The sequence below is a fragment of the Cupriavidus numazuensis genome (genome assembly GCF_905397435.1).
Taxonomy (GTDB): Bacteria; Pseudomonadota; Gammaproteobacteria; order Burkholderiales; family Burkholderiaceae; genus Cupriavidus; species Cupriavidus numazuensis.
The window spans coordinates 36,463-60,453 of record NZ_CAJPVI010000053.1 but is presented as its reverse complement, the minus strand read 5'-3'; the positions used below and the strand labels follow the sequence as shown (position 1 = coordinate 60,453).

The window sequence follows — 23,991 nt, the reverse complement described above, 5'->3', positions numbered from 1 at the left end:
GCCAAAGTAAACGCGATCTCGACGAAGTTTACAAGCGATGCTCGCGAATCACTGAAGGTAAACGCTTCATTGGGGGCCGCGGTGGGCGCTGAGATGTGTATAACGCTATGGCTATAGGCCCGTGAAGTGCGAAGCTCCGTGCGCAGGCGCTCGAAAACTTGGCATAGCAAATGCTTCCACAGATTGCGGCGATAGTGACCATTAAAGAGTAATCGCAACCGTCGAGTTAGCTAAATATATTCTTAGCCGATTGTGACGGATTAACGCCCAGACTTTTCACACTCACGGACTATCCAGATCGGATCCGACTTGATGTTTCCTTGTCAGAGAACCCATCAGTGCCGGATACCAGGCGCTGTTCTACTGTCGACGGAACGGTAATCGACATTTTTCTTGCATTAAAAACGCGCCCCGGGCTCGGCGTGGGTATCCCTACGTCTGCACGGAGCGTACACAACGACAAATCGAGGAGACAAGAATGAAATTCCACACGAAGATCGCTGGCTTGGTGGCGACAGTCACTCTGATAACGACGCCTGCTCACGCACAGAGCAGGGTGACGCTCTACGGCGTGGTGGACACTGGAGTTGCCTTTGTGAACGGAGTCGGTGCAAGCCGAAGTTCCGTAGCGTTCATGCCGAATCTTTCCGGCACAGTTCCGTCGCGCTGGGGTCTGCGAGGAACGGAAGATCTCGGCGCAGGAAACAAAGCACTCTTTTGGCTTGAATCGGGCTTTGCGCCAGACACCGGCGTCGCCAATCAAGGGGGGCGCATCTTCGGCCGTCAAGCTCTTGTTGGGCTTAGTGGCCAATGGGGACAGGTCGCGGTCGGCCGACAGTATACGATGTTGTTCTGGGCTATGGCGGAGCCGGACATGCTCGGACCGAACATTTTCGGCTCCGGGTCGTTCGACACCTACCTGCCCAATGCGCGGGCGGATAACGCCCTTTCCTACAAGGGAACCTTTGGTGGCATTACTATCGGCGCTACCTACAGCTTCGGTCGCGATTCAGTCAATGCGGGGCCGAGCCCCGCCGGTACGAACTGCGCTGGAGAAAACCCAGCGGACAAATCAGCCTGTCGCGAATGGTCCGTACTACTCAAATACGATACGTCATCATGGAGTGTCGGGGCCGCATATGACTCGCAACGTGGTGGTGCCGGTGCCTTTGGCGGCCTCACCAGAAGCGATCTAAAGGACGATCGGCTTTCCGTCAACGGCTACTTCATGCTCGGCCAGGCGAAGATTGGTGGTGGCTGGCTCCGTCGAAATAATGAAGGGAGCCCAACTTCAATCAGCGACCTCTACTATCTTGGCACGTCCTTTCCTATCACACCGGCCTTTAGCGTCGATGCGGAAGGGTTTCACCAGCGGTTCCACGACAGCGCCAATAAGGCATGGATGTTCGCAGCACGTGGCACATATGCCTTGAGCAGGCGCACTTCCGTGTACGCAACGGCAGGCTATATCGATAACCGCGGCAACCTCACCTTGTCAGTCAATGCTGGCCAAGCCGGCACCAACACCAATGCCGGTGGAAACCAACTCGGCGCCATGGTGGGAATGAAGCACATCTTCTAAATTAAAAAACGGCCGCCCCGGCAAGATGCCGGGCGGCCGCAAACGAGCATCAGCTCGGTGTCGATCCGTAGATATGGGATAAAGTCAGGCTAATGCGTGCAAGAACTTCCACCTGCTTGACATTACCGCCGCGTGGCCGCTCCTTCCTTCTTGAACGTCTTGCCGCACTCCTTGATGAAGATGACTCGCCGACGGTTTGCGTGATCATGGCCACATGCTGCTGCCCTCGCGCACGGACCTGACCCTGCCTGTCACAATCTGACCTGGACTGGACAATATTTGCAAAATTCGTTGCCGCGGTGTGTCTGCTTCGAAATTTCGGTGTTTGACAGTCTCCAAAAATGTGGTCTGGACTTCAAAACTATGGCTCCCTGGCCTTATCCCCCCGATGAAAGACGCATGGGCCGGCATCCGGGCCGGTACATATGCGTCGATGCGGCCGGGTAGCCGGGTCACGACCGTCAGTGCGCGACGCAAAAGAGCTAACGCAAAATCCCGGTCCAGCCTCTTCAACCCACCCGCTTGGCCTGCGCCCAAGCCAGCTCGGCCACGCGCGCAAAGCGTTCGCCCATGGCATGCGCGTCGGCATTGGACGCCGTGCCGCGCGCAACTCTGCCCTTGATGCCATGCAGGATCGCAGCGAAGCGGAACATGTTGAAGGCGATGTAGAAATCGAGATTCGGAATACCATCGCGACCTGTACGCCTGCAATAGGCGTCGACATACGCAGCTTCATCCGGCAATCCCAAGGCTGCCGAGTCCAGGCTCGCGATGCCACCCAGGATGTCGGACGGCATGCGGAACATCATTACATGGTAGGCCAGATCAACAAGAGGATCACCAAGGGTGGATAGCTCCCAATCCAGTACCGCCAACACCCGGGGCTCGGAAGGATGAAAAATCATGTTGTCGGCCCGGAAGTCGCCATGGAGAATGGCAACCTCCTCGGCGGCCGGCAGATGCCGAGGCAACCAGTTGATAAGCAGATCCATCGAGGGATGCCGACCAGCCAGATCGTCACTTATGTATTGATCCGACCAGCGCGCTACTTGGCGAGCCACGTAACGCCCATGCTTGCCGAAATCGCTGAGATCGATCGACGCGGCATCTATCATATGCAACCGTGCCAGCGTCGCGTTCATCGCGTCCATGTACGCCGCACGGTCATGCCGTGAAACATCGGAAAAGCTGGCATCCCAGAAGGTCCGGCCTTCGATCATATCCATGACAAAGAACCAGCTGCCAATCACCGAATCGTCGGTGCAAAGGCCGTGAATATACGGCACCGGGAAATCCGCTTGGCCGAGCGCCGCCATCACGCGCGCTTCACGCTCCACCGCATGGCCCCCCTTCAGCAAAGCGCCGCTCGGTTTGCGCCGCAGCACATAGCTGCGGCCAGGCGTGCTCAGGCGGTATGTGGGGTTCGACTGGCCGCCCTTGAACTGGTCGATCGTGAGCGGCCCCGCATAGCCCGCCACATTCTCTTCCATCCAACGCTCCAGGGCCGCCTGGTCGAACTGATGGTGCGCGCGCACCGGCACCGTTCCAGCGAAATCATGCCTGTTCGTCATCTTTGTCCTCGGCGTCGAAAGCGTTACGCTTCATCATCTTCGCTAGCGTAGATGTGTTACCTGCGATCGAGCCGCCATAGATTTGAAGGCATACGACCACTCGTGGGCCATATGCCTCCACACAAGAACTACACATCTTGCGTGCCGAGACCGGCGCCCTAATCACTCAGAACTTGTGCCGAATCCCCAGCGCAACCCCGGTTTGGTTAGTTTTCCCCGGTGCGAGCGTCTGCAGCGAAGCGAAGTTGAGAGCAGAGTTTTCTGCGTAGGCGGCCGCGCCATAGACCTCGGTGCGCTTGGATAACGAATAGATTCCCTGCAACACGTACTGTTGCGCATTGGCCGGTTTGGCGACGCCTGCCTTCGACTTGATGTCGTCGTAGTAGTAGGCGAGTGTCAGCTGGAATGCCGGGGCGATCTCGTAGCCAATGCCTGCCCAATACATATTGTCGCGCGATGAAGTAACGCCGTTTGCAGCGACATCCTTGCCCCAACGGTAGCCGGCCGAGAGCCGGATCGGTCCTTGCGCATAGGTGCCGGCCAGTGCTGCTTTGCGCGACTTGGCGATGCCGGCGGCGGTGTCGGGGCCATTGCCCTGGTCATAGATCGCCGATACCGCAAACGGACCTGACCCGTAGCTGACGCCGCCGCCCCAGGCTGCGCTGCCCTGGACCGAGCCGGGCTGTTCGCCGAAAGCGTAGTGAGCCTGCGCCGTCAGTGCGCCAAGTGCGAGGCGGTACTTGACGGCGTTATCAACGCGCAAGGGTCCAAGCAGCACCGAGAACGGTTCGTAGGTACCCGAGTAGTAGAGCGGTGTAAAGTTGGCCAGGATGTCAAAAAGTGTCGTGTATTGCCTGCCAAACGTTAGCCGTCCATAGCGCGATTCCATGCCGACAAAGGATTGCCGGTTAAACAATCGCGAGGTATCGCCCATCGTACCGGTGTCGATATTGAAGCCGCTCTCCAGCACGAACAGGGCCTTCATGCCGCCACCCAGATCTTCCACGCCGCGCAAGCCCCAACGCGGGCCGGACAAGCCGGCAGAGGTGAGCTTGACCGCCGACTTGGCGCTGTTATCTCCCGCAGTTGCGGAACGATTGTTGCTGCTGTACTCCAGATAGGTGTCAGCCACACCGTAGATCGTCACACTGGATTGTGCGAATACGGCCTGCGCCGACATTCCCGTTGCACTCACCGCCATAACCGATGCCAGAACCCGAACCCGTCCAAACTTGTTCAAAACACGCCTCCTTATCGATGTGATGCACAACCTGCGGAAATCCTCATCCCGCAGCGGCAGATTGTTTTTCCTGCAGTCCTGCTCATCAGAAGAATGCTTCTGAAGAGCAATTTATTTAGAGATATGAGATAACGCGCCGCCCCTCCTTACGCAGTATTGGCCCCCCTCCCGTATCGAGGTAACTAAAGAGGCCGCCCTACGAAGGCTCAGTCCAGCCGAATGCCGGCCGCCTTGATCAAGGCGGACCAGCGTGCCTGATCGGCGCGGACGTCGGCGGCGAATTCCGGCTGCGGTTTACCTCCGGGCTCGTAGCCCAGATCGGCAAATTTCTTGACGACGTCGGGATTGCGCGTCACCGCCGAAATCTCGGTCTGCAAGCGCTTGATGACCTCCGGGGGCGTTCCCGCAGGTGCGAAGAAGGCGCCCCAGCCGAGCGCTTCGAATCCGGGTAAGCCAAGTTCCGACAGCGTGGGAACTTCGGGCGTCAGGCGGCTTCGTTTGGCACCGGACGAGGCAATGATGCGCACCTTCCCGGATGCGACATAGGGACGCACCGACGGATAGTCGGTCCACATCGCGGCGACCTCCCCGTTCGCCAGCGCTTGCACGGCGGCACTGCCCCCTTTGTAGGGGACATGGAGCATGCCGGCACTTAGCGCCTGATTCAGTGCGTGGCCGTACAAGTGTGACGACGAGGCGTTGCCGAACGACGAGTATTCCCACTTCTTGGTGGTGGCTTTCGCCTCGTTAGTGAACCCTGCGAAATCGGTAGCCTTGACGCGGCTGGTGCTGACAGCCAGCCACAGCGGTGCGCTGACCAAGGTGGTCACGGGAACGAAATCGCGCAGCGGGTCATACGGAATCTTCGGCATCGCGCTGGCTGTCTGTAGCAGGATCGGAATCGTGAACAGGAGCGTATAGCCGTCAGGCTGGGCCTTGGCGACATAATCGCTGCCGATCACGCCGCTGGCACCGGGCCGGTTATCGACCACGATGGCTTGCTTCATACCGGTCTGCAGCGCCGCACCGGCGATACGTGCGACCACATCGGTACCGCCGCCGGCGGGGAACGGCAACACGACCCGCACTGGCTTATCGGGATACGATTGGGCCGCAACCGGGCCGCACAGCAGAACCAGCATCGCCATCAGGGCACGCCGGCGGGGGAATGCAATCCACGTCATTGGATCACCTCGACAAATTCGGAAGCAAAAAAGGGGGCCCTGCGCGTACGCGCAGTGGCAAATGTCACAGCATTGTTGCGACTGACCGGCCCCATCAGGCCGGCAGCGGCAGATCAGTCCGGTTGAATCCCGGCCTTGCCAATCAGCTCGGCCCAGCGCACCTTTTCGGCACCGATTCCCTTGGCAAACGATTCCTGGGACTGGCCGCCGGGCATGTAGCCAAGGCCGCCGAGGCGTGCTACGACATCGGGCTGATGGAGAACCTTCACTGTCGCCGCGTGCAGCTTGCGGACGATCTCTGGCGGCGTCTTGCTGGGGACGAACAGGCCGGCCCAGGTCGGCAGATCGAAGCCCGGATAGCCTTGCTCAGCCAGCGTCGGCACCTCGGGCGTCAACGGCGACCGCTTGCCGCCAGTGACCCCTAGGAGACGGATCTTGCCCGATGCCAGTTGCGGCTTCAGCGTGACGATATCCAGGATCGTGAGTGACACCTCGCCCGCGACCAGCGCCACGCTCGCGGGGGCAGAGCCTTTGTAGGGCACGTGGATCATGTCCAGCCCGGCCACAGCGTTGAACTGCGAGCCCAGCAGATGTGCCGAGGAGCCGTTGCCGAGCGAGGCGAAGCTATGCTTGCCCGGATGCGCCTTGACGTCCGCCACGAACTCTTTGACGGTGCGCGCCGAGGTCCTCGATGTACTGACCGCCACCCATAGCGGCGAAGTGACCACGTCAATGACCGGCGTCAAGTCTGCGATCGCGTCATAGGGCAGCTTCTTGAACAGCGATGGCGTCTGCACCAGCAGCGGCACCGTCAGCAGGATCGTATTGCCATCCGGCGCGGACTTGGCCACCACGTCGGTGGCAATCGTAGCGCTGCCTCCTGGCCGGTTCTCGACAATGATGGTCTGGCCCAGTTCGACGGAAAGCTTCTCCGCCAGCAGGCGCCCCAGCACATCGCCACCGCCGCCGGGCGCGAAGGGGACGACGATCCGCGTCACCGGCTTTGACTGGGCCCACACGGGGTTGCCGAGCGACGCGAGGCACGCGACTTGGGCAGCGAACGCGAGGAACGATCGGCGGGTTTTCGTGGACATGCTCTTGTCTCCTGTAGACGGCTGTCATGGCCGCCTTTCTTATGGTCTGGAATGGTGGGCCTGCAGCGCCAGCTTCCCTTCATTGCAGAATTAGAGCGCACAACGCAGGCGGTGGAAAATAGCTTCGAAAGAACAGCTCACATCGTGGGATTTTCCTCGTCGGCGTAGCAAGCAGCGGACCTCAAGGGCCTTCCGCGCCATCCCGCTGTGCTCGCGTTAGAATCGTGGCTTCGGCACGGGCCGGCAGATCGGCATTCATAGCGGACTCACCAGATGTCCGCCATCCACCGCCAGCGTCGTCCCGGTCATTGCCGCGCCAGCATCCGATGCCAGCAGCAGAAGCGGCCCGTCCAGGTCAGTCAGCTGGCAGAAGCGCCGACTGGGAATACGCAGTCGCAACTTCTCGCCGGCCTCGCTGCGCAGGAAATCTTCATTCATCTCGGTTTTCACGTAGCCAGGTAGTAGCGCATTGACCCGGATCCGGTGCCGCGCCAGTTCGAGCGCCAATGCCTTGGTCGCCTGGATTACGCCAGCCTTCGAGATGGCATACGGTGCAACGCCTGCCGTCACCCTGGCGCCAAGAATCGAGGCGATATTGACAATGCTGCCGCCGCCGGCGTTCGCCATGCGCCGGCCGGCTTCGCAGGCGACCAGCCAGGACCCTTTCAGATTGGTGTCAATCACCCCATTGAAGTCTGCCTTGGTCTGCTCTAGCGCCGGCCTCGTCTGCGCGACCCCGGCATTGTTGACAACCACCTGCGGCGTACCCCACGGTATCGCGTCGAAGCATGCCTGGATGCTTTTCGCGTCGGTCACATCAAGCGCGAATGCGCACGCAGTTCCGCCCGCTTGGGAGATCGCTTCGACGATCGGCTGCAGCTTGTCCACGCGACGCGCGGCGAGCGCGACACGCGCGCCGGCCTCCGCCAGCACAGAGGCAAAGTGCTTGCCGAGTCCGCTCGATGCGCCGGTGACGAGCACCACGCGCCCATCTAGCCGAAAGCGCTGCGATGGCGCGACGGCCGCACTACTGTGTGTGTCCTGCAATTCATTGTCCATGTTTTCGCCAGACTCTTTGAGCGAGCGGAGCCGCAGTCCGCTCGCTCCGATTGGTGTCATCCAAAGTGTGCCTGCCTCTTCTGCAGCATCGCAGTCACACCCTCAGCGAAGTCCGCGCTAGCTGCGCATAGCGCGAAGCTTTCGGCCTCGGCGCGTAGGTGGGCCATCAAATCGCGCTCGCTGGCATCGATCAGCAAGCGTCGCGTCAGCGCCAGGGCCAGCGGCGGGCCGGCCGCCAGGCGACGCGCGATCGCCTCGGCCTCCGCCATAAGCTCCGCCGGCGCCACCACGCGGTTGATCAGGCCGGCAGCGAATGCGTCTGGCGCGGAAAGCGGCTCGCACAACAGCGCAAGTTCCAGCGCTCGGCGCAGCCCCACGGCGCGCGGCAGGCGCCACGTCGTGCCGCACTCGGGACTCGCACCGACCAGCGCGGCGGCGACATTGAAACGCGTATCCTGCGCGGCGACGATCAGATCCGCGGCCAGCATCACGCCAATGGCCCCGCCCGCTACCGCGCCGTGCACGGCGGCCACCTTCGGGAATTCGAGACGCTCCAGCACGGCAAGCGCGCTGTGCATCTCGTCGACGATCTCGGCGGCGCTGTCAATCGCCGAGGTCATCGCCTGCAGATCGCCGCCGGACAGGAAAGCCCGGCCTTCACCGCTCAGGATCAGTGCGCGCACATCGGTGGCGACAGCGAGGTCTTCGCAGGCTACGCGGAAGGCCCGTGCCATCGCAAGGTCGACGGCGTTGCGCGCCCCCGGCCGGTTGAAGCGAATATGCGCCAAGCTTCCTTCCCGCCATGCCAGCACCGGCATGGCGTCGGTCGTATCGGCACGCAGATCAGCAAGCGGCATCACGCTTTCCCCTCCCGCTCGACCACAAAGCTGGCCACGGTGGCGCACGATCCGCCGATATTCAGCGTCTGGAGCCGTTTGGCGCCTTCGATTTGCGACTCACCCGCCGCGCCGGTCACTTGGCGCGCGGCATCCCACAACATGCGCGCGCCGGTGGCGCCCACCGGGTGCCCACATCCAATCAGGCCGCCGCTCATATTGACCGGGCACCGTCCGCCCGGTTCGATGCTGCCGTCTTCCACGGCTTGCCAGCTCTGCCCCGGCGGCGTAAGGCCGAGGTGGTCCAGCGCCACATACTCGGTGGTGGTGAAGCAATCATGGGTCTCTACCCCGTCGATCGCCTCAATACCCGTCACATTGGCCCGTCGCCAGGCATCCTCGATGGCGTGGCGCAGGTGCGGGAATACATAGGCCTGGTCACGGCTGCGCTCCAACTTGTCCTGCAAGCGCAGGCCCGCGGTGCGATGCCCCCAGCCGGCGATGCGCGGCAGCTGCTCGATCGACGTGCCGCGTCGGCGCGCATACTCCTGCGCGAAGCGCGGCGAGGCCAGCACGATGCCGCAGCCGCCGTCGGTCACCTGGCCGCAGTCCTGGCGGCGCGTGCCCGGCTCAATCAGCGGGTTGGCTTCGTCGTTGTCCGTGAAGCTGTCCGCATTGAACTGCCAGTTGCGGGTCTGCGCCAACGGATTGCGACGGGCATTGCTGTAGTTGATCTCGGCGATCCGGTTCAGGTATTTGCGATCCAGGCCGAAACGGCGCTCATATTCCTGCGCGATGCGCCCGAATGCCGCAGGCCACATGAAGGTGCAGTCGATATCTTCCCGGCCTTGCCACGCGGCGGAGTTCTGATTCTTCGAGGCCTCGTGGCCCGACATGTTCTTGAACTCCTCGACGCCCAGCACCAGCACGCAGTCATAGCGTCCGGCTTCGAGCTCCGCCATCGCCGTCAGCACTGCCAGCGACGACGACGCGCAGGCTCCCTCATGGCGCATGGCAGGTACGCCCCACAGTTCTGGCACGACTTGCGCCACCATCGCACCGAGGTGCGCCTGCTGACGTTGCAGCTCCCCGAACGCATTGCCGACGTGGATGCTCTCGATCTGCGCGACATCGAGCGCGCAGGCGTCGAGGGTGCCGAGCGTGGTTTCGCGGATGATGTCGGAGATGTCCTGTCCGTGGCGGGACCAGGCCTTGGCGAAGTCGGTTTGATAGCCGCCGAGGATGTATGCGGATTGGCTCATGTCAATGGCTCAGTTGGGGTTCACAGCAAGCCAGCCCAATCGGACTGGATGTCCTTCGCGTCGGCCCAGCACGCATGCGTGCCGCTGCTGATGCGATGTGGTAGGAAAATGCGTGCGACCGGGCCGGCAGTGAGATCACGGGCGTCCAGCACCACGCATTCGGAACGGTCGGTGTTCATGTCGGTGACAAAGGTAATCACATAGCCATCGTCCTCGCCCTGCGCGTCATGACACGGCGCCATCGGCGACTCGCTGCCAAAGCGGCCTTCGCCAAACAGGTACTGTTGCGATTCGCCGCTGGTATGGTCATAGCGGAGGATGCCGTCAAACAGGAAGGACCCGGGGTGCGCAATCATGTTGTACGAGTAGCGGTACGGCTTGCCCCAGTACTCCATGTTGACCATGCCGAACTCGAGATGACGCTCTTCCAGGCGGCGTTCTCGCGTAGCGCCTGTGCACAGGTTGAAGCGCCATTCATAGAGCGTTGGGCCATACCGGTCCGGGCCCATGGTGTTGCCGGTGTTGTCGTAGCCGGCCTTCGGCATTGGCGTCTTCTGGTGATAGCCGTGCAGCACCACCTCGTCGCCGTCTTCCCAAGCATTGAGCCAATGCAGCACGTAGGTCGGCCTTGCCTCGAACCATCGGATCTGCGCCGATGCGGCCCCGCGGCGCGGTACGATGGCAAAGCGCGACGGCTTGTCAGGGTAGTAGCTGAGCTTGTGCTTCCCTTCCGGAAGCAGATTCTCGTCCCAATGCAGCGGAAAGTCATTCAGGATGGCGAAATGTTCCGTGAACGCCATGTCGTGCGGAAGCCGTGGGCCCGGCAGCGGCACCGGCACGTAGTGCACCAGCCGGTTTTGCCGGTCGACTTCGCCGTAATGCATGTAAGGAGCGTCCTTGCTGTAGTTGAAGAAGAGCAGATCGCCGGTGCGCGGATCGACTTTGGCATGGGCGGAGAGGCCGCAGTCGCGCAGCACTTCGCCCCCCCAGGCATCGACCCCCTCGAATTCCAGTGTGCGTGCATCCAGCCGGTATGGTTCGCCGCATTGATAAAACATCGCGAGGGCTTTGCCCGCATGGACAATGACGTCGGTCGCGGCACTGTCGCGCAGCCCGCCGCGCGCGCCCCAGCCCGGCAGCTCCGACAAGCTCGGCTTGTCGATCAGGCCGGCATACAGCGCCCGCCCGGCTTGTTGCTCCTGCTCGAACGCCTCGGTGCGGACGAACCGGTTACGGTATTCGCAGCGACCGTTTTGAAAACTCATCAGGTGCAACATCCCGTCACCATCGAAAGGATGGAACTTTCCGAGCGGCTGGTGCACCGGATTCTGCGTGTTGCGTAGATAGACGCCATTGAGGCGTTCCGGGATTGTTCCCTCGACCTCAAGGTCAGTGGCATTGACCTCGCGATAGTTAGGCGTGAACGGCCCGGAAGTATAGGGGTGCCCTTCAAGCGCTAGCGTAGGGTGGACCTCTCCGACGATTTCGACGTGCATGGGTTGACTCGCTGTATGAATGGGATCGATGCGGGGCAAATTAGCGCTACATCTGCACTGTCGCACTCATGTTCTGACTTACGCCCGCCAGCAACTGGCGCAACTCCCGCTTGAGAACCTTGCCGACCGGGTTGCGTGGAAGCTCGGCCGTGATCAGCAGTTGCTCTGGCAGTTTGAAGGCTGCGACACCTTCCGCGCGCAAATGCGCCACCAGGGAAGGTAACGTGACGGTAGCCCCCGGTTGCTGCACCACTACCGCGCAGACCCGTTCGCCCAGTGTCGGATCGGGGGTGCCGATTACCGCCACCTCCCTGACATCTGGATGGCCGAGCAGCAGGTTCTCCACTTCCTCCGACGAAATATTCATGCCACCGCGGATCACGATGTCCTTGTGGCGCCCCGCGAAGCGATAGAACTGATTACCATCCCCAGCGATTTCGAACAGGTCTCCGGTGCGGTAAAAGCCTTGCTCGTCGAAGGCGCGCGCCGACAGCTCCGGCGCATTGAAATAGCCGCTAAAGATCGCCGGTCCCTGGAAGCGGAGTTCGCCTATGTGACCTGGCTCATTGACCTCCGCGCCGGTATCGGGATCGACGAGGCGCGTGCGGATTCGCTTGGCATTGGAATGCGACCAGGTGTAACCGGGCACTCCCATCCGCGGAAAGTACAATGCGCGCTGGCTGCGATCGGGGATGTCCTCCGGAGTCGACGACAGTGCCGCGCCTTCGTTCGAACCAAAATAATTGACGATCTCGATATTGAAGCGCTGTGCGAACTGTGCGACCAGCCAGTCCGCCAGCGGGCCGCCGCCCGAACCAATGCGTTTCAGGCGCTGCAGGTCGACTTCCCTGAGCCGCTCCGGCTCCTTGAGCAGTCGGCTCAGCACGGCCGGCGCCGCCACCGTATAGTCAATTGGGCTGGTTCGCAACTGCGCGAGGAATACCTCGATGTCGAACGGGTGATGATGATGCAAGCCGCCGCCGATCAGCAGCCACGCCACGAGGCTGGTCGAGACTCCCGCCATGTTGACGAAGGGAAAAGGAATCAGCAGTTGGTTGCCGGGCTGGAGGCGGCCGGCCTCCACTACCGACTGACCGACTACCAACCACTCATTGTGGTTGCGCGGCACGCCCTTGGAGCTTGCTTCGGTGCCAGAGGTCCAGCAGATGGTGAAGACGTCATGCGCCGTCAGGCCAATCGCCTCCATGTGCGCGCAGAGCGCGGCCGCGTTCCATCCAGTGGTGGCCGTTAGCGCGGCGTCAAGGTCGCCGATGGCGGGCGGCAAGGCGTCGCCCGACCCGTCCCGATAGGACCAGACCTGCTCCAGCGCGACGCATTGCGTCATGTAGGCGGCCCACTGCTCGGCCGCTTGGAAGGACCCGACGCGCTGCGTCGTGATGGCGACCTTGGCGCTGGTGGTGCTCAACACATGGGACAACTCATGCTGGCGGTACTGCATCGGCACAGGCGACACGATGACGCCCGAGATGGCACAAGCCATGTATAGCGCGTGCAGCTCAACGGAATTCGGCAGCTGCAGCACAATGATGTCGTCCTTGCGCAACCCTTGCCGGTGCAGCCACACGGTGTAGCGGCCGACTTGCTCGAGCAGTTCGCCCCACGTCCACCGTTGCGCCGCGTTGCCCCACAGCTCAGACCGGTTAGGTGGGTCGGCGACTGCGAAGGCGGTAGGCTGCCGCACCGCGGTCTCGACGAAGATTGCGCCAAGCGTCCGCTCGCCCCACCAACCGCGCGCGACATAGTCTTCGATTTTGTCCCTGGGTACCAAGATCATGATTTACTTCCAACGATTGAGCGTTGCTTGACTGACAAAGGTGGCGTGAAAACCGTTGGGTACGCGGCGGGGCAACAGCACGCGCGCAACTGGTCCTTGAGCGAGGCTCGCTCCCCTGCAATCAAACACCTGAATTTCGGAGCGGGCATCAACGGGGTTCCAGACAAAGCAGACCAAGTAGCCGTCGTCTTCGGCCACGCTGTCGTCGCGCGGCGCGAACCCGGGCTCGTTGTAGAAATGGCGCGGTCCGGCGCTGTAGGCAACGTAGCCTCCAGTCTCGAGGTCATACTTGACCAGCCCCGGGAAACGTGGCTCTTCGTGTCCGCCATGCGGAAACACCACGTTGTAGGACCAGCGGTTCTTGCGCCCCTGATACAGGCTATTGATGACGGGGAATTCCGTGTTGAGCACGTCATCGATCGGCCCTTCTTGCGTCTCGCCTGTCTGCAGATTGAAGCGCCACTGATAGAGCAGGAAGTCGCGCTGCCGCAAATGGATGGTTCGCTCCAACCTGCTCGCGTCCGGCTGACCATCGGGGCCTGCGTGGATGCGGTACGGCGTGCCGATCATCACGATCTCGTCGCCTTCTTCCCATGCATTGACAACGTGCAGCATGTACGTTGGCTTGGCACTGAACCAGCGGATCTCGTCTGCGCGGCCATAGCGCGGGATCACTGCAAAGCGCGACGGCTGGCTGACATCGAAGCGAAGCTTGTAGCGTCCCGCGCGCAGCGCCTCGGCATCTGGCCGCAACGGGAAGTCGTGCAGAATACTGTAGTGCTCAGTGATCGCCATGTCGTGCGGAAGAGCAGGCGCATCAAGCGGGATCTCTGTGCGATGGACGACCTTGCGATCCGGTCCGATCACGCCGTATTCCATGAACGGCCGCGTCAAGCCATAGTCGAAGAACAGCAACTCGCCGGTGTGCTCGTCCGGTTTGGAATGCGCCGAGATCCGTGAAATGGCGCCTCCGAAATCGGCTTGGCCAATGGTCTCCAGACTGTCGGGATCCACCGCGTATGGCATACCGGAGCGGTACCACATGGTGATTAGCCGGCCCGCGTGGTACTTCACATCGGTGTTGGAGGTGTTCTTGAGCGGCTCGTCGGGCCGGTCCGCGCGCAGCGGTTCTTTCAGTCCCTTCCACAGCGCGCGCCCCTCGGCCTTTTCTTCCTGCAGCGCGATGGTGGCGATCCATCGGTTACGGTAGCTCACCTTGCCGTTACGGAAGCGCACCGCATGCAGCATGCCGTCGCCGTCGTAGGCATGGTAGCGCCAGTCAGGTGGAAAGAAGTTGTTTGGTCCGTTGCGCACATACAGGCCATTCAGATCCACCGGCACGCTGCCGATTACTGGCAACTCCTCAAAAGAGTCTTCGCACTGAATGCCCGCGTTGTTGCCGCTTAGTGCGGGATTGTCGAGGATGGGCATATCGCCGCCTTGCATACTGAGTGCCTCCGTTGCGCGATCAAGATCGATGGCGCCAGTCTAGGGAGGGACGGCGAGTAAAGCCCAAGCATTTTTGATATATTGATCGTTATTTCGATATGTCATAATTGGCCTATGTCCATCACGCGCCGCGTACCACTCGACCAGCTCGAATACGAGGGAGACCGCCAGTTCGCCACGACCTTGGCGCGGGGGATCGCGCTTATGCGGTCCTTTACACCGGAAGAGCCGGTCCTGGGTAACAAGGAGCTCTCGCGCCGATTGGAGTTGCCGGTGGCAACCATCTCGCGCTTGACCTATACGCTGGTGGCAATGGGCTATCTGGCCCAAGATGAGCCACACGGCAAATACCGGCTTGGAAGTGCTGTGCTCGCTCTGAGCTATCCATTGCTGGAATTGTTCACGGTCCGCAGGCGCGCACGCCCCTACCTGCTCGAGCTTGCCGAAAGCACGGGAGGCTCGGTGTCAATCGGTATCCGGGACCGCCTTAGCGTCGTCTATATCGAGGCAATCCGCTCGCATCACCACAACGTCTATCCGTTGGATGTAGGCACACGGCAGTCGCTCGCCGGGACCGCGATTGGGCGAGCCTACCTGATGTCCTGCACGCCATCGGAGCGCGAAGCCTTGATGAATCAGTTGCGGGTCCGCGCGCCGGAGGAGTGGGAGCGACACAAGACGGAGTTACGCCGCAACATGGCCGAATATTCGCGCTGGGGTGCTTGCGTGTCGGTTGGCGAAATCTTTCCCGATGTACAGGCAGTGGCCGTGCCCCTCGGCAGAATTGATCGCGGAGAGCCAGCGGCGCTTAACTGCGCATTCCAGGGACGTCCACTGAACCGGTCTTGGCTGCTGGAAGAGATTGGACCTAAGTTGCAAGCCTTAGCCCGACAGTTGATGTGATTTGGGCGGGTCCAACCCAGATTTACCGTCTGAAGACTATTATCCTTCGCCGCCCCATACGAACGGGCTAACTTCTCGTACCAGCAACTCGCCCAGTTCCGCGCGCCGCTTTGCCGACATTCTTGAATTGATCGCCGCGATACTGATCCCTGCGTAGCTGTTGCGGGTCAGCGCAAACGCGCATCCGACACCACTCATTTCGACATCTGGATCCGCCGACTCCGAGTAGCCGAGCTTTCGTGCGCGAGCAATCAGCTGGTGCAGCCGGCTTGCGCTGATTCCGAGCCGGCTGTACTCCTTGCCATTTCTTGCACGCATTTGCGCAAGCTCTTCATCGGGCAGCATTGCCATGATTGATACACCGACTGCGCTGGTGGCGAGTAGTCGTCGCACGCCGACCTGCACGATGAAGGCCTTGACCGGATAATCGCCTTCCTCTCGGCACAGGCACACGGCGAAATCGCCGCTGCGCACGAGCAGGAATACCGTGTCACCTGTTTGGCGTGCCAGCCGCTGCATCACCGGACGAAAACGATCGCTTACGCTGGACAGCCCGGCGGACGAGAAACCCCATTGCAAAGCTTCAATTCCGAGCCGGTAGAACTTAGTAGAGCCGATGCGCTCGACGAAGCCCTCTTCGATCAAACACGTCAGCAGCCGATGTGTGGTGGAGCGATCGAGCCCCGACACCGCGATCAGATCGCGAAGCCGGATGCCGGAACCATGATTAGCGCCAACATGCCGCAGCAGCGACAGGGCTCTGGCGGCGCTCTGCGTGCCGGCCACCGGGGCCAAAGTAGTCTTTTTCTCATCCATTGAGCAAATATAGCAATTCCGCTTGTAAGCCGAAAGTCCGTCCCGTTTAATCGCGACAAACGGGGGCGCTGGCACGTACCATCACGATGAAGGTGATTCGCTGACCGCGTTGTCATGGCAATTAGGTAACACCGTGCCACGCCCCACTCTAGTCAAACGGAGACGGCATTGAATCGCATCAGACTATGGTTGCTGCCGGGCATGATGAACACCGCTAGCGTGTGGAACCCGGTCGCGGCCCAGCTCACCGACGTGGCGGATATCAGTATCGCGGATCTGAGCTGGCAGACCAGCATAGCCGAGATGGCCAAGAGCGTGCTGGCGCAGCAGCAAGGGCGCTTCGCGCTTGCCGGCTTTTCGATGGGAGGCTACGTGGCTCAGGAAATCGTGGCGCAAGCGCCGTCGCGCGTGTCCCACCTGGCGCTGCTTGGTACGTCAATGCGGCCCGAGAGCCCTGAACAAGCGGGCGGCCGCAAGACACTGCTCGACGCAGTCCATACGGATTTCTCAGCGCTGACAGACAAACTACTGATGCTTAATCTCCATCCGGCGCGGGCCGGGGACAGCGTCCCGGCCCAAGCGATGCGCACGATGTTCGAAGCGCTTGGGCCCGACGTCTTCGCTCGCCAGATCCGGGCCATCATGTCCCGGCGCGATACACGTGCTGGCTTGCTTGCCGCGCAGATGCCAGTCGCCGTCATCTGCGGACGCGAAGATCGCGTCGTACCACCTGCGTTGTCTGCGGAAATCGCCGCGCAGGTACCGAATGCCAGCCTGACCTGGATAGAGCAGGCAGGACATATGATGCCGCTCGAACAACCCTCATCAGTTGCCAGTGCTTTACGGGAGTTGCTTCGGGAATGAGACGCCGTGTAGTGGTGCCGATTTCTCGACATACGAGAAATTCACCCGATTGCTCTGGATAGAAAGCACAGCAAGCACTGTAATTCAACCGAAGCGATTCTGGGCCCTCGGGGCTCGCCGTATTCGATAGCAGCACAGTACGGTGGCACGAGACCATGCAGAACAAGCGGCCAGTCAGGGACGACAGCCGACAGTTCAACCGATAACGAAAAGAGGAATCCAGATGATCGCATCCAAACTTTCGAGCGAACAAAAGAAGAAGGTCTTTAGGGAAATGGCCCAAGCCTGGGAAGCAAGGGATTGGCAAAGGTGCGCCAGCCTGTTCGCCCCGGACGGCGTGCTGCATTCGGTGATGCTGGACCCTTGCGTGGGGCGGCAAGCATTCCTTGAGCGCATCGAGAAAGCGGCAAAACCTAACAAGCATGTCAAGCTGCATATCCAGCGCATGGGTACGGCCGACGAGGCGCTCATCGTGGAGCGAATCGACGAAATCATCATTGATGGCGTTGGTCGTTCGGTTCCGACGGTCGGCATCCTCGAGTTCGACGGCGAGCTGATTTCGCTGTGGAGGGAATACTACGACCGTCCTACGTTGCTGAAGGCGCTCGGCCTGAGCGCGGATCCTCACGCGTAAGGCTGATCCGCCCGCGCCGCACATCGCATCCCAGCTCACCTATTAGTTCCAGCATCATGGCCAAGACCCCACTCAAGAAAATCATCGCGTTCTACTGCCGCTTCACGCCGAGCTACAGTGCGATCGGCTATCACGCCCGCAGATTGTTCTGGCGCCGGATCGATCCGGATTTCCGCGGGCAAACCTGGCTGGTCACTGGTGGCTCGGAAGGGATTGGCGCTTCCGCGGCCCGACAAGCCGTAGCGGCGGGCGCTACTGTCATTTGCGTTGCGCGAAATGCCGCCAAGCTGAAGGCGTTCGCCGCCTCTGTGACGCGGCCGGAAGCGGTACAAACCGAGACAGCCGACTTCTCACTGCAGGCTGACGTCTGGGCGCTGGTTGCCCGCCTAGAGCAGCAAGGCGTGCGCATCGATGTGGTGGTCAACAACGTGGGCATTCAGAAGCGGGACCAGATCATCACCCAGGAGGGCATAGAGACCTCGTTTGCGACCAACGTCCTCAGCCACTATCTGTTGTTGCGTGAACTGCTGGGACGCAACATGCTGCGCGACAACGCCACCGTCATCGAGGTAGCTTCGGGGGGTATGTACAACCACGCGATGGTGGTCGACGATCTTAATATCACCGGCCCGGGCTATCTTGGCGTGCGCGCCTACGGCCTTGCCAAGCGGGCGCAGATGATGCTGATGGCGCATTGGCGTGCGGTCTTCGCCGGCACACAAAAGTCCTTCTATGCGATGCACCCCGGATGGGTTGATACCGCCAGTGTCAACCGCTCGATGCCTCGCTTCGTCGCCATCCTCAAATCCGTGCTGCGCGATCATCAAAAGGGCGCCGACACCATTGTGTGGTTGGCCAGCCGCCGGCCCGTACAGGTACGCCCCGAGGCGATCTGGTTCGATCGCAAGGAGCGGCGTCCGCATATCTACGCACACACACCAAAATCCACTGCAACACCGCCGGATGTTGTCGCCAAGCTTGAATCGCTGGTGCCTGCTCGCGGCCGGTCTGAAATTGCCGACTTGGCGTCTGAAAACTCAATAAAAGTCTAGTAATGTGTGCGTTCTCGAACGCGTTAGCTGCCTGGCGCTAGCAGGCTAAGATGTCAGACTGGCGTCTGCTCGATCGTGGCCGCTCCACGTCAGGCGCCACGCCATACCAGGGGTTTTTTCCACCAGTCCATGGTCCTGCAGGAGCAGGAGATGATGGGCCAACTTGGAAGGATCGACATTGCCAATGGCTTTGCCAAGCTGAAGATCGGTCATCGATGCCTGGATCTCGGCCCGCAGCGCCAAGAGGATTCTATCCAACAAAGACTTGTCTCGCTGCATCTTGCACCTCGGATCTTATTGGCTTACGCCGTGTATTGCTGCTTGCTTCGTGGATTGGAATGCTACGTGGATCCGAAATTATATTCTCGTCCGGATCTGGACGAAGATGGCCTATTCCAAGATAGCGTCAACAGTGATCGCTGTTTCGGGGAACGCGGAAACGCCGCATTCCCTTAAATCTTGTGATAGTTGATGCATGCACTTCCCCGATGTTGCCGCTTTCTTCGCTGTCGCAAGGCTCCATCGGACCGGAGCTCTATTACGACAAGGACCGAGCATAGGCGGATATGCCGGGATGTGTCCGATTTACTTTTGGCGACAATGTAGCAATGTCATCGCGAGCCTTTGCCTCTCCATAGTCAAGCGCCGCATCGACGCTGCGAAAGTAGTCGGTGCCGTCGATGAGATCGTAGGAATGTACGCTGGGAAGATCGCCTCTGATGGGCTGGCAATCCGTACGAGCAAGCGAGTAGCGCACTACGTAGCCAACCGCTCCGGCCAACTGGGTGGGACCGTGGTGTTGCTCCGCTTCGATCAACACTTCATATTCACCAATCGTGGCGCGTCTTTGCATATCTGACCTCCGCTCTCGGCTCCGCTCATTCATCCGGCCCAAGAATAACGTCCACGGCGGCCCGTCCTGCCAGCTCCGCCACCAGGTAAGCCCAACGTCTGGAGTACGGCCCGCCAAAGACTTTGATTCGCTTGCCAATCGCTGCAACGCCTGGCGGACTCATGGGTCCCTCAACCTGGAACCAGACGTCGAACATGTCCCTGGATGCCAGATTGAGATCGACATGGATATCGAACCCACGGTACTCCGTCACGCGATCCATAGCCATCTTCAACCTTCCAGGAGTGAGTTTTTCAACGTAATACCACGACCAGTAGGGATTGAAGTTGATGTGAGTCCGGAGCAGTAGGATCCAACCATCGGTACCTGGGGATTCGGCCGCCAGACTTCCTTCTCGCTCAGGCTGCGCAACATACGTTTCCGGGGCCGCATCGGCACGGCCGATCCGAAGCGGCAATCATAGCCATCTGAAATTCGGCATCAGGTCACTATGCTCGTCGACCCCGACGCCTCCCAGTTCATTGATGAGCTGTTTCAGGGCTTCCTTCGATCGCGAGTCGCAGCTGACGATCATCAGCAATTGGCTCGATGTGAGATGCGCATTCTGCCGCCACAGTGCAAGGCGACCGATCTTGCCGCCGACCAATCCGCAGAGCCACCATCCGATCATCGCCCCAAGCATGACGGCACCAACATACGCAACAGCCGTGGCGCCGGCGCCGGCGGAAACGCCGTATCTGAAGATGACAAGCGCGCCGACGATCGCGCCGACGAACATTCCTGTGATCGCAGCCTCTTCGCGGTACGTTGTCTGACTGACGTCGATCGTCGGCAATCCGTCGACGGGTTGATTGTCGCGCTGGACAAACCACGGCCCTGCGACGAGTGCCGGGGTGCCGGCCAAATCGCCCAATCGCGCTTGTGCCAGTCGCGCGGTGGCGGTGTCTCTCAGACTGAAATACAGCAACGTACGCATGGAGCTACCTCACGAAATTTCAGTCTTCATTTCAGGCTAGCCGGCGGATGCTTGCCTGATGACCGCGGCCAATGCTCCTGATGGCCCGGGCTCGGGTGCAGAACGGTGACCGCAGGTCTGGCCAGCCTTCGTTGACAGCACGATCCCAGTCAATCAGCAGCGTGATTGACTGACGCCAGCGGGGCGCCGCCAATCGCATGACTCCGAATCGCTGGGTGTTTCCCTTCGGCGGCCTCCCGGCCTGGCGGTCGCTGAGAAGGCGCGTGACATGTATGGCCCGGTAAGTGGTCTCTGCAGATTCTTTCGGCACGATATCTTCCTTCATCGCTTGCCAGGCTGGCGTAGTGACGGCAGGGTTGAAAAATTGTCGCCATTGTGCGCACCGAGCTTCCATTGGTAGCGGGTGATCATTCCCACCCATATCGCATTCCTCAGGATCGTTACGTTATCGTCATCACGATGAGAGCACGGCTGCGCCCGCCTGAAAGATGCCTGGCGAGGACGAGGACTGGCTTGCTTGGCTACTGGGGGACTGGGCGAACGGCGGTCGCCGCGTGGCATCTTGCATGAACGTTCCAGGGATCCCCGTGAGTGACTTCAGGAGTCACCAGTCCTAAGACGTCATCGAGGGGGGAAGGCCCGGAAACGAGTGATAGCCGGAACAGAAGCATAGCTTCTGAAACGCTGCAACTACCAGTATAGGGGGGCGATGCACCCCATCCTACCCCGCTTACAAATTGGTCAGGCAGGCGGTACACCACGCATCTGCGGTGCCCGCTAGCACGGACCGCTCGCCCGCTTCTGGCGCTAAACTGAATCGGATGGCCAGAGCCGTTCTCGCGGCCGACACCGTCTCCGCCTCCGTGTCGCACAAGGTCAGAAATGAACCGCCTTCGGTACTCGGTGAACCTGTCTTATGAGATCCTGGATCCCACAGGAGACTTTCTGTTGATTGTCGAAGCAGCGAAGACCGCAAGACAGTCTGTTGTCTCCGAGCGTCTGGCACTCACGCCATCGGTTCCCGCCGCTCGTTACACGGATCCACTCTGCAACCGCCTGCTCAGGATACGTGCGTACAAGGGCCCCTTGGCCATCCGCTATGAAGCTGTAGTGGACATCGATCATCGTCTGGACGATGGCATGTCGCTAACGGAGGTACCGGTCGCCGAACTCCCCTTCGATGTACTGTCGTACTTGGCGCCGAGCCGGTATTGCGAATCCGATCGCATGATGGAGTTCGCGATGCGCGAGTTTGGCGGCATGCATCCCGGCTATTCGCGGGTGTACGCAATTCGAGAGTGGGTACGCAACCATGTGCGCTTTCTTTCGCGATCCACCAATGAGCGCACCTCGGCGATCGATACGATTGTCGAGCGCACCGGCGTATGCCGGGATTTTTCCCACCTGATGATCGCGATCTGCCGCGCCCTGAGTATTCCCGCCCGTATGTCCAGCAGCGTGGACTATGGCGCGGATCCCGGCTTGGGCGCGCCGGACTTTCACGCGGTGGTCGAGGTGTTCCTGTCAGGCGGGTGGTACCTCCTCGATCCTTCGGGGGTGTCCATTCCCACTGGCCTGCTGCGCATTGGCACCGGTCGGGATGCTGCCGACATTCCGTTTGCCGCCATATTCGGCAAGGTCGAGTCGAAGCGGCCCTTTATCGAAATCCACCCAATATCCGACCCGGCTGCCGGGATCGACCTGCCGCTCGCAACGACAAGCGCCATCTCCACCTGGTAACCGGCATTAGCGCGCTTCGCCTTTCATCCCCTCGATTTCCATGGCGGCATTCCAATGCCTCGTATGCCGCAATCGGTTCCATGGCGTCGTCGACAAACGATGCCGCACGTTCCGCGGCAGCCGACGGCCCCAGAAGAACATCTTCCCTGCCACCGTCCTCGGTCTTCGGAGGCAGCAACATGTCTTCGAGCATCCTGCGTAGTTCCGGGGTATCCTATGCAGTTGATTTGCACCGAATCCTGACCAACCCACGGCAGGTTTTTGCATCGAATGTTGACCCACGTATAGAACACTTGCCCGCTTGGGAACGAGCGGGAGTTCGGAGTGATCGACGTGGCCATACTGAGCATCATTCGACGCTGGCATCTTCGCGACCAGATCCCGCTGCGCGAGATCGGCAGACGCCTGGGCATCTCCAGGAATACGGTCAGGCGCTATCTGCGCACTGACGTCACCGCCCCCACCTATCCCGCACGGCAGAGCCCGAGCAAGCTCGACGGCCATGCCGCCAAGCTCGCCGCCTAGCTCAAGACCGAGGCGAACAAGCCGCGCAAGCAACGGCGCACGCTCAAGCAGATCCACGCCGAACTGTGTGCACTGGGTTTCAGAGCCGCGAAGGCGACGACCTTACAGCCAAGCCCGACCTGGATCCGAAAGCGGGACGAAATCATAGTGGAGGGGGCGAACACCTGGGGATCCCGCTGCGTGGTCAGTGCGACATCAGCACCGGAACCGTCATTGATTCCAGGAGCGTACGCGTCACGCCGCCCAGGACAAATTCCCAAGTCCTGGTATGACCGTAGGCACCCATCACGATGAGGTCGGTATTCCTGTCAGCGGCAAGTGACAACAATAACTCCCCGACATCGTCGCCACTGCCGATGACCGGCTCCTTCAGATTTGCCTGCACGCCGTGACCGGCCAGCCAGGTAGCCGCAAACTGCACCGGTGAAAGCCACGGATCGCGCATGAGATCAGGCCGCACGAATGAGACGATATCGACCGAATCAGCGCGCAGCAGTACTGGCAGGGCGTCGCGCATGGCACGGGCCGCCTCGCGGCTGCCATTCCAAGCCACCATTACGTTCTTGCCGACACCCGGAAAGCGGCCTGCATAGGGCACAACGAGAACAGGCCGTCCGCATCGCAGGACCACCGACTCGACGAAATTGTCTTCGGAGAACGCGTCGCTATCAGACGGATCAAGCTGTCCAACGACTAGCAGATCTGCAAGGTGTGCTTCGGCCTGTACCGTCTGGGCCGTGGCCCAGTCAGGCGCACGCCACTCCGTCCTGATCGCCAATTCACGTGTTTCCCCTTCGAATGCCTGGCGTGCTGCCTCGCCCACCCGACGCTGCCATTCGTTGTAGGATGCCAGGTAACGATCGCCATCCACCAGGTAGCGAATCGCTCTGGGGTCCGGCTTGCCGACAGCAAGCAGGCCCACAAGCCTTGCCTGGTACGCCAGCGCCAGTTGCGCCGCAAGGTGCAGTCGCTGGTGCATGTGCCGGCTAGCATCCAGGTGAACCATGATCGTCGCGTAGTCCATGATGGGCACCCTTCCACCAAAAGTCAGCAACGATTT

Annotated in this window: 22 protein-coding genes and 1 pseudogene; 7 read left to right on the top strand and 16 right to left on the bottom strand. The window is 60.8% G+C overall.

The features are described 5' to 3' along the window. The first annotated feature begins 478 nt into the window (after positions 1-478). Positions 479-1,582, top strand: a complete 1,104-nt coding sequence (locus KHO41_RS31925) for a porin (RefSeq protein ID WP_211957243.1) — start codon at positions 479-481, stop codon at positions 1,580-1,582. A gap of 509 nt (positions 1,583-2,091) precedes the next feature. On the opposite strand, the gene KHO41_RS31920 is transcribed toward KHO41_RS31925, so the two are convergent. From KHO41_RS31920 to KHO41_RS31875, 10 genes are all read right to left on the bottom strand, one after another. Beyond that, positions 2,092-3,153, bottom strand: coding sequence for a phosphotransferase family protein (locus KHO41_RS31920; RefSeq protein WP_211957242.1), 1,062 nt, complete (start codon positions 3,151-3,153; stop codon positions 2,092-2,094). A 166-nt stretch (positions 3,154-3,319) separates the two neighbouring features. Further along, on the bottom strand, positions 3,320-4,393 hold the full coding sequence (locus KHO41_RS31915; RefSeq protein ID WP_211957241.1) for a porin: 1,074 nt from the start codon (positions 4,391-4,393) through the stop codon (positions 3,320-3,322). A 206-nt stretch (positions 4,394-4,599) separates the two neighbouring features. Continuing rightward, entirely contained in the window at positions 4,600-5,535 is a 936-nt protein-coding gene (locus KHO41_RS31910; protein WP_244874131.1) for a Bug family tripartite tricarboxylate transporter substrate binding protein, read from the bottom strand. 155 nt (positions 5,536-5,690) lie between these two features. Continuing rightward, positions 5,691-6,671 (bottom strand): Bug family tripartite tricarboxylate transporter substrate binding protein, encoded by a 981-nt coding sequence (locus KHO41_RS31905; RefSeq protein WP_211957239.1) that lies wholly within the window; start codon positions 6,669-6,671, stop codon positions 5,691-5,693. 255 nt (positions 6,672-6,926) lie between these two features. Continuing rightward, entirely contained in the window at positions 6,927-7,730 is an 804-nt protein-coding gene (locus tag KHO41_RS31900) for an SDR family NAD(P)-dependent oxidoreductase (RefSeq protein ID WP_211957238.1), read from the bottom strand. 56 nt (positions 7,731-7,786) lie between these two features. After that, complete coding sequence (locus KHO41_RS31895; protein ID WP_244874130.1) at positions 7,787-8,587, bottom strand: enoyl-CoA hydratase/isomerase family protein; 801 nt, start codon at positions 8,585-8,587, stop codon at positions 7,787-7,789. After that, positions 8,587-9,828, bottom strand: coding sequence for an acetyl-CoA acetyltransferase (locus KHO41_RS31890; protein ID WP_211957236.1), 1,242 nt, complete (start codon positions 9,826-9,828; stop codon positions 8,587-8,589). The genes KHO41_RS31895 and KHO41_RS31890 overlap by 1 nt, the downstream gene beginning before the upstream one ends. A gap of 20 nt (positions 9,829-9,848) precedes the next feature. Further along, on the bottom strand, positions 9,849-11,363 hold the full coding sequence (locus KHO41_RS31885; RefSeq protein ID WP_244874129.1) for a carotenoid oxygenase family protein: 1,515 nt from the start codon (positions 11,361-11,363) through the stop codon (positions 9,849-9,851). A gap of 7 nt (positions 11,364-11,370) precedes the next feature. Further along, positions 11,371-13,119: a class I adenylate-forming enzyme family protein gene (locus KHO41_RS31880; RefSeq protein WP_211957235.1), complete on the bottom strand. Its 1,749-nt coding sequence runs from the start codon at positions 13,117-13,119 to the stop codon at positions 11,371-11,373. Positions 13,120-13,122: 3 nt separating this feature from the next. Beyond that, positions 13,123-14,565, bottom strand: a complete 1,443-nt coding sequence (locus tag KHO41_RS31875) for a carotenoid oxygenase family protein (protein ID WP_211957234.1) — start codon at positions 14,563-14,565, stop codon at positions 13,123-13,125. 117 nt (positions 14,566-14,682) lie between these two features. Here KHO41_RS31875 and KHO41_RS31870 point away from each other — a divergent pair, with 117 nt between their 5' ends. Then, entirely contained in the window at positions 14,683-15,471 is a 789-nt protein-coding gene (locus tag KHO41_RS31870) for an IclR family transcriptional regulator (protein WP_211957233.1), read from the top strand. Between the two features lie 39 nt (positions 15,472-15,510). Here the strand turns inward: KHO41_RS31870 and KHO41_RS31865 are convergent, their stop codons facing one another. After that, complete coding sequence (locus KHO41_RS31865) at positions 15,511-16,287, bottom strand: IclR family transcriptional regulator (protein ID WP_211957232.1); 777 nt, start codon at positions 16,285-16,287, stop codon at positions 15,511-15,513. A 168-nt stretch (positions 16,288-16,455) separates the two neighbouring features. Here KHO41_RS31865 and KHO41_RS31860 point away from each other — a divergent pair, with 168 nt between their 5' ends. From KHO41_RS31860 to KHO41_RS31850, 3 genes are all read left to right on the top strand, one after another. Further along, positions 16,456-17,151: an alpha/beta fold hydrolase gene (locus tag KHO41_RS31860; protein WP_211957231.1), complete on the top strand. Its 696-nt coding sequence runs from the start codon at positions 16,456-16,458 to the stop codon at positions 17,149-17,151. A gap of 223 nt (positions 17,152-17,374) precedes the next feature. Further along, positions 17,375-17,785 carry an SgcJ/EcaC family oxidoreductase gene (locus KHO41_RS31855; RefSeq protein ID WP_211957230.1) on the top strand — a complete coding sequence of 137 codons (411 nt, stop codon included), beginning with the start codon at positions 17,375-17,377 and terminating at the stop codon, positions 17,783-17,785. Positions 17,786-17,841: 56 nt separating this feature from the next. Beyond that, entirely contained in the window at positions 17,842-18,837 is a 996-nt protein-coding gene (locus KHO41_RS31850; RefSeq protein ID WP_211957229.1) for an SDR family NAD(P)-dependent oxidoreductase, read from the top strand. A gap of 45 nt (positions 18,838-18,882) precedes the next feature. Here KHO41_RS31850 and KHO41_RS31845 read toward each other — a convergent pair whose 3' ends face one another. The 4 genes from KHO41_RS31845 to KHO41_RS31830 form a co-directional block, all read right to left on the bottom strand. Further along, positions 18,883-19,116 (bottom strand): hypothetical protein, encoded by a 234-nt coding sequence (locus tag KHO41_RS31845; protein WP_211957228.1) that lies wholly within the window; start codon positions 19,114-19,116, stop codon positions 18,883-18,885. Between the two features lie 259 nt (positions 19,117-19,375). Beyond that, positions 19,376-19,690 (bottom strand): hypothetical protein, encoded by a 315-nt coding sequence (locus KHO41_RS31840; protein WP_211957227.1) that lies wholly within the window; start codon positions 19,688-19,690, stop codon positions 19,376-19,378. Between the two features lie 25 nt (positions 19,691-19,715). After that, complete coding sequence (locus KHO41_RS31835; RefSeq protein WP_211957226.1) at positions 19,716-19,952, bottom strand: hypothetical protein; 237 nt, start codon at positions 19,950-19,952, stop codon at positions 19,716-19,718. A 195-nt stretch (positions 19,953-20,147) separates the two neighbouring features. Beyond that, entirely contained in the window at positions 20,148-20,666 is a 519-nt protein-coding gene (locus tag KHO41_RS31830; RefSeq protein WP_211957225.1) for a hypothetical protein, read from the bottom strand. An 882-nt stretch (positions 20,667-21,548) separates the two neighbouring features. Here KHO41_RS31830 and KHO41_RS31825 point away from each other — a divergent pair. Beyond that, positions 21,549-22,406: a transglutaminase-like domain-containing protein gene (locus KHO41_RS31825; RefSeq protein WP_211957224.1), complete on the top strand. Its 858-nt coding sequence runs from the start codon at positions 21,549-21,551 to the stop codon at positions 22,404-22,406. A gap of 324 nt (positions 22,407-22,730) precedes the next feature. Continuing rightward, positions 22,731-23,012 (top strand): annotated as a pseudogene (locus KHO41_RS31820) (winged helix-turn-helix transcriptional regulator); the annotation flags it as partial. A 103-nt stretch (positions 23,013-23,115) separates the two neighbouring features. On the opposite strand, the gene KHO41_RS31815 reads toward KHO41_RS31820, so the two are convergent. Continuing rightward, positions 23,116-23,955 carry a universal stress protein gene (locus KHO41_RS31815; RefSeq protein ID WP_211957223.1) on the bottom strand — a complete coding sequence of 280 codons (840 nt, stop codon included), beginning with the start codon at positions 23,953-23,955 and terminating at the stop codon, positions 23,116-23,118. Positions 23,956-23,991 lie beyond the last annotated feature (36 nt).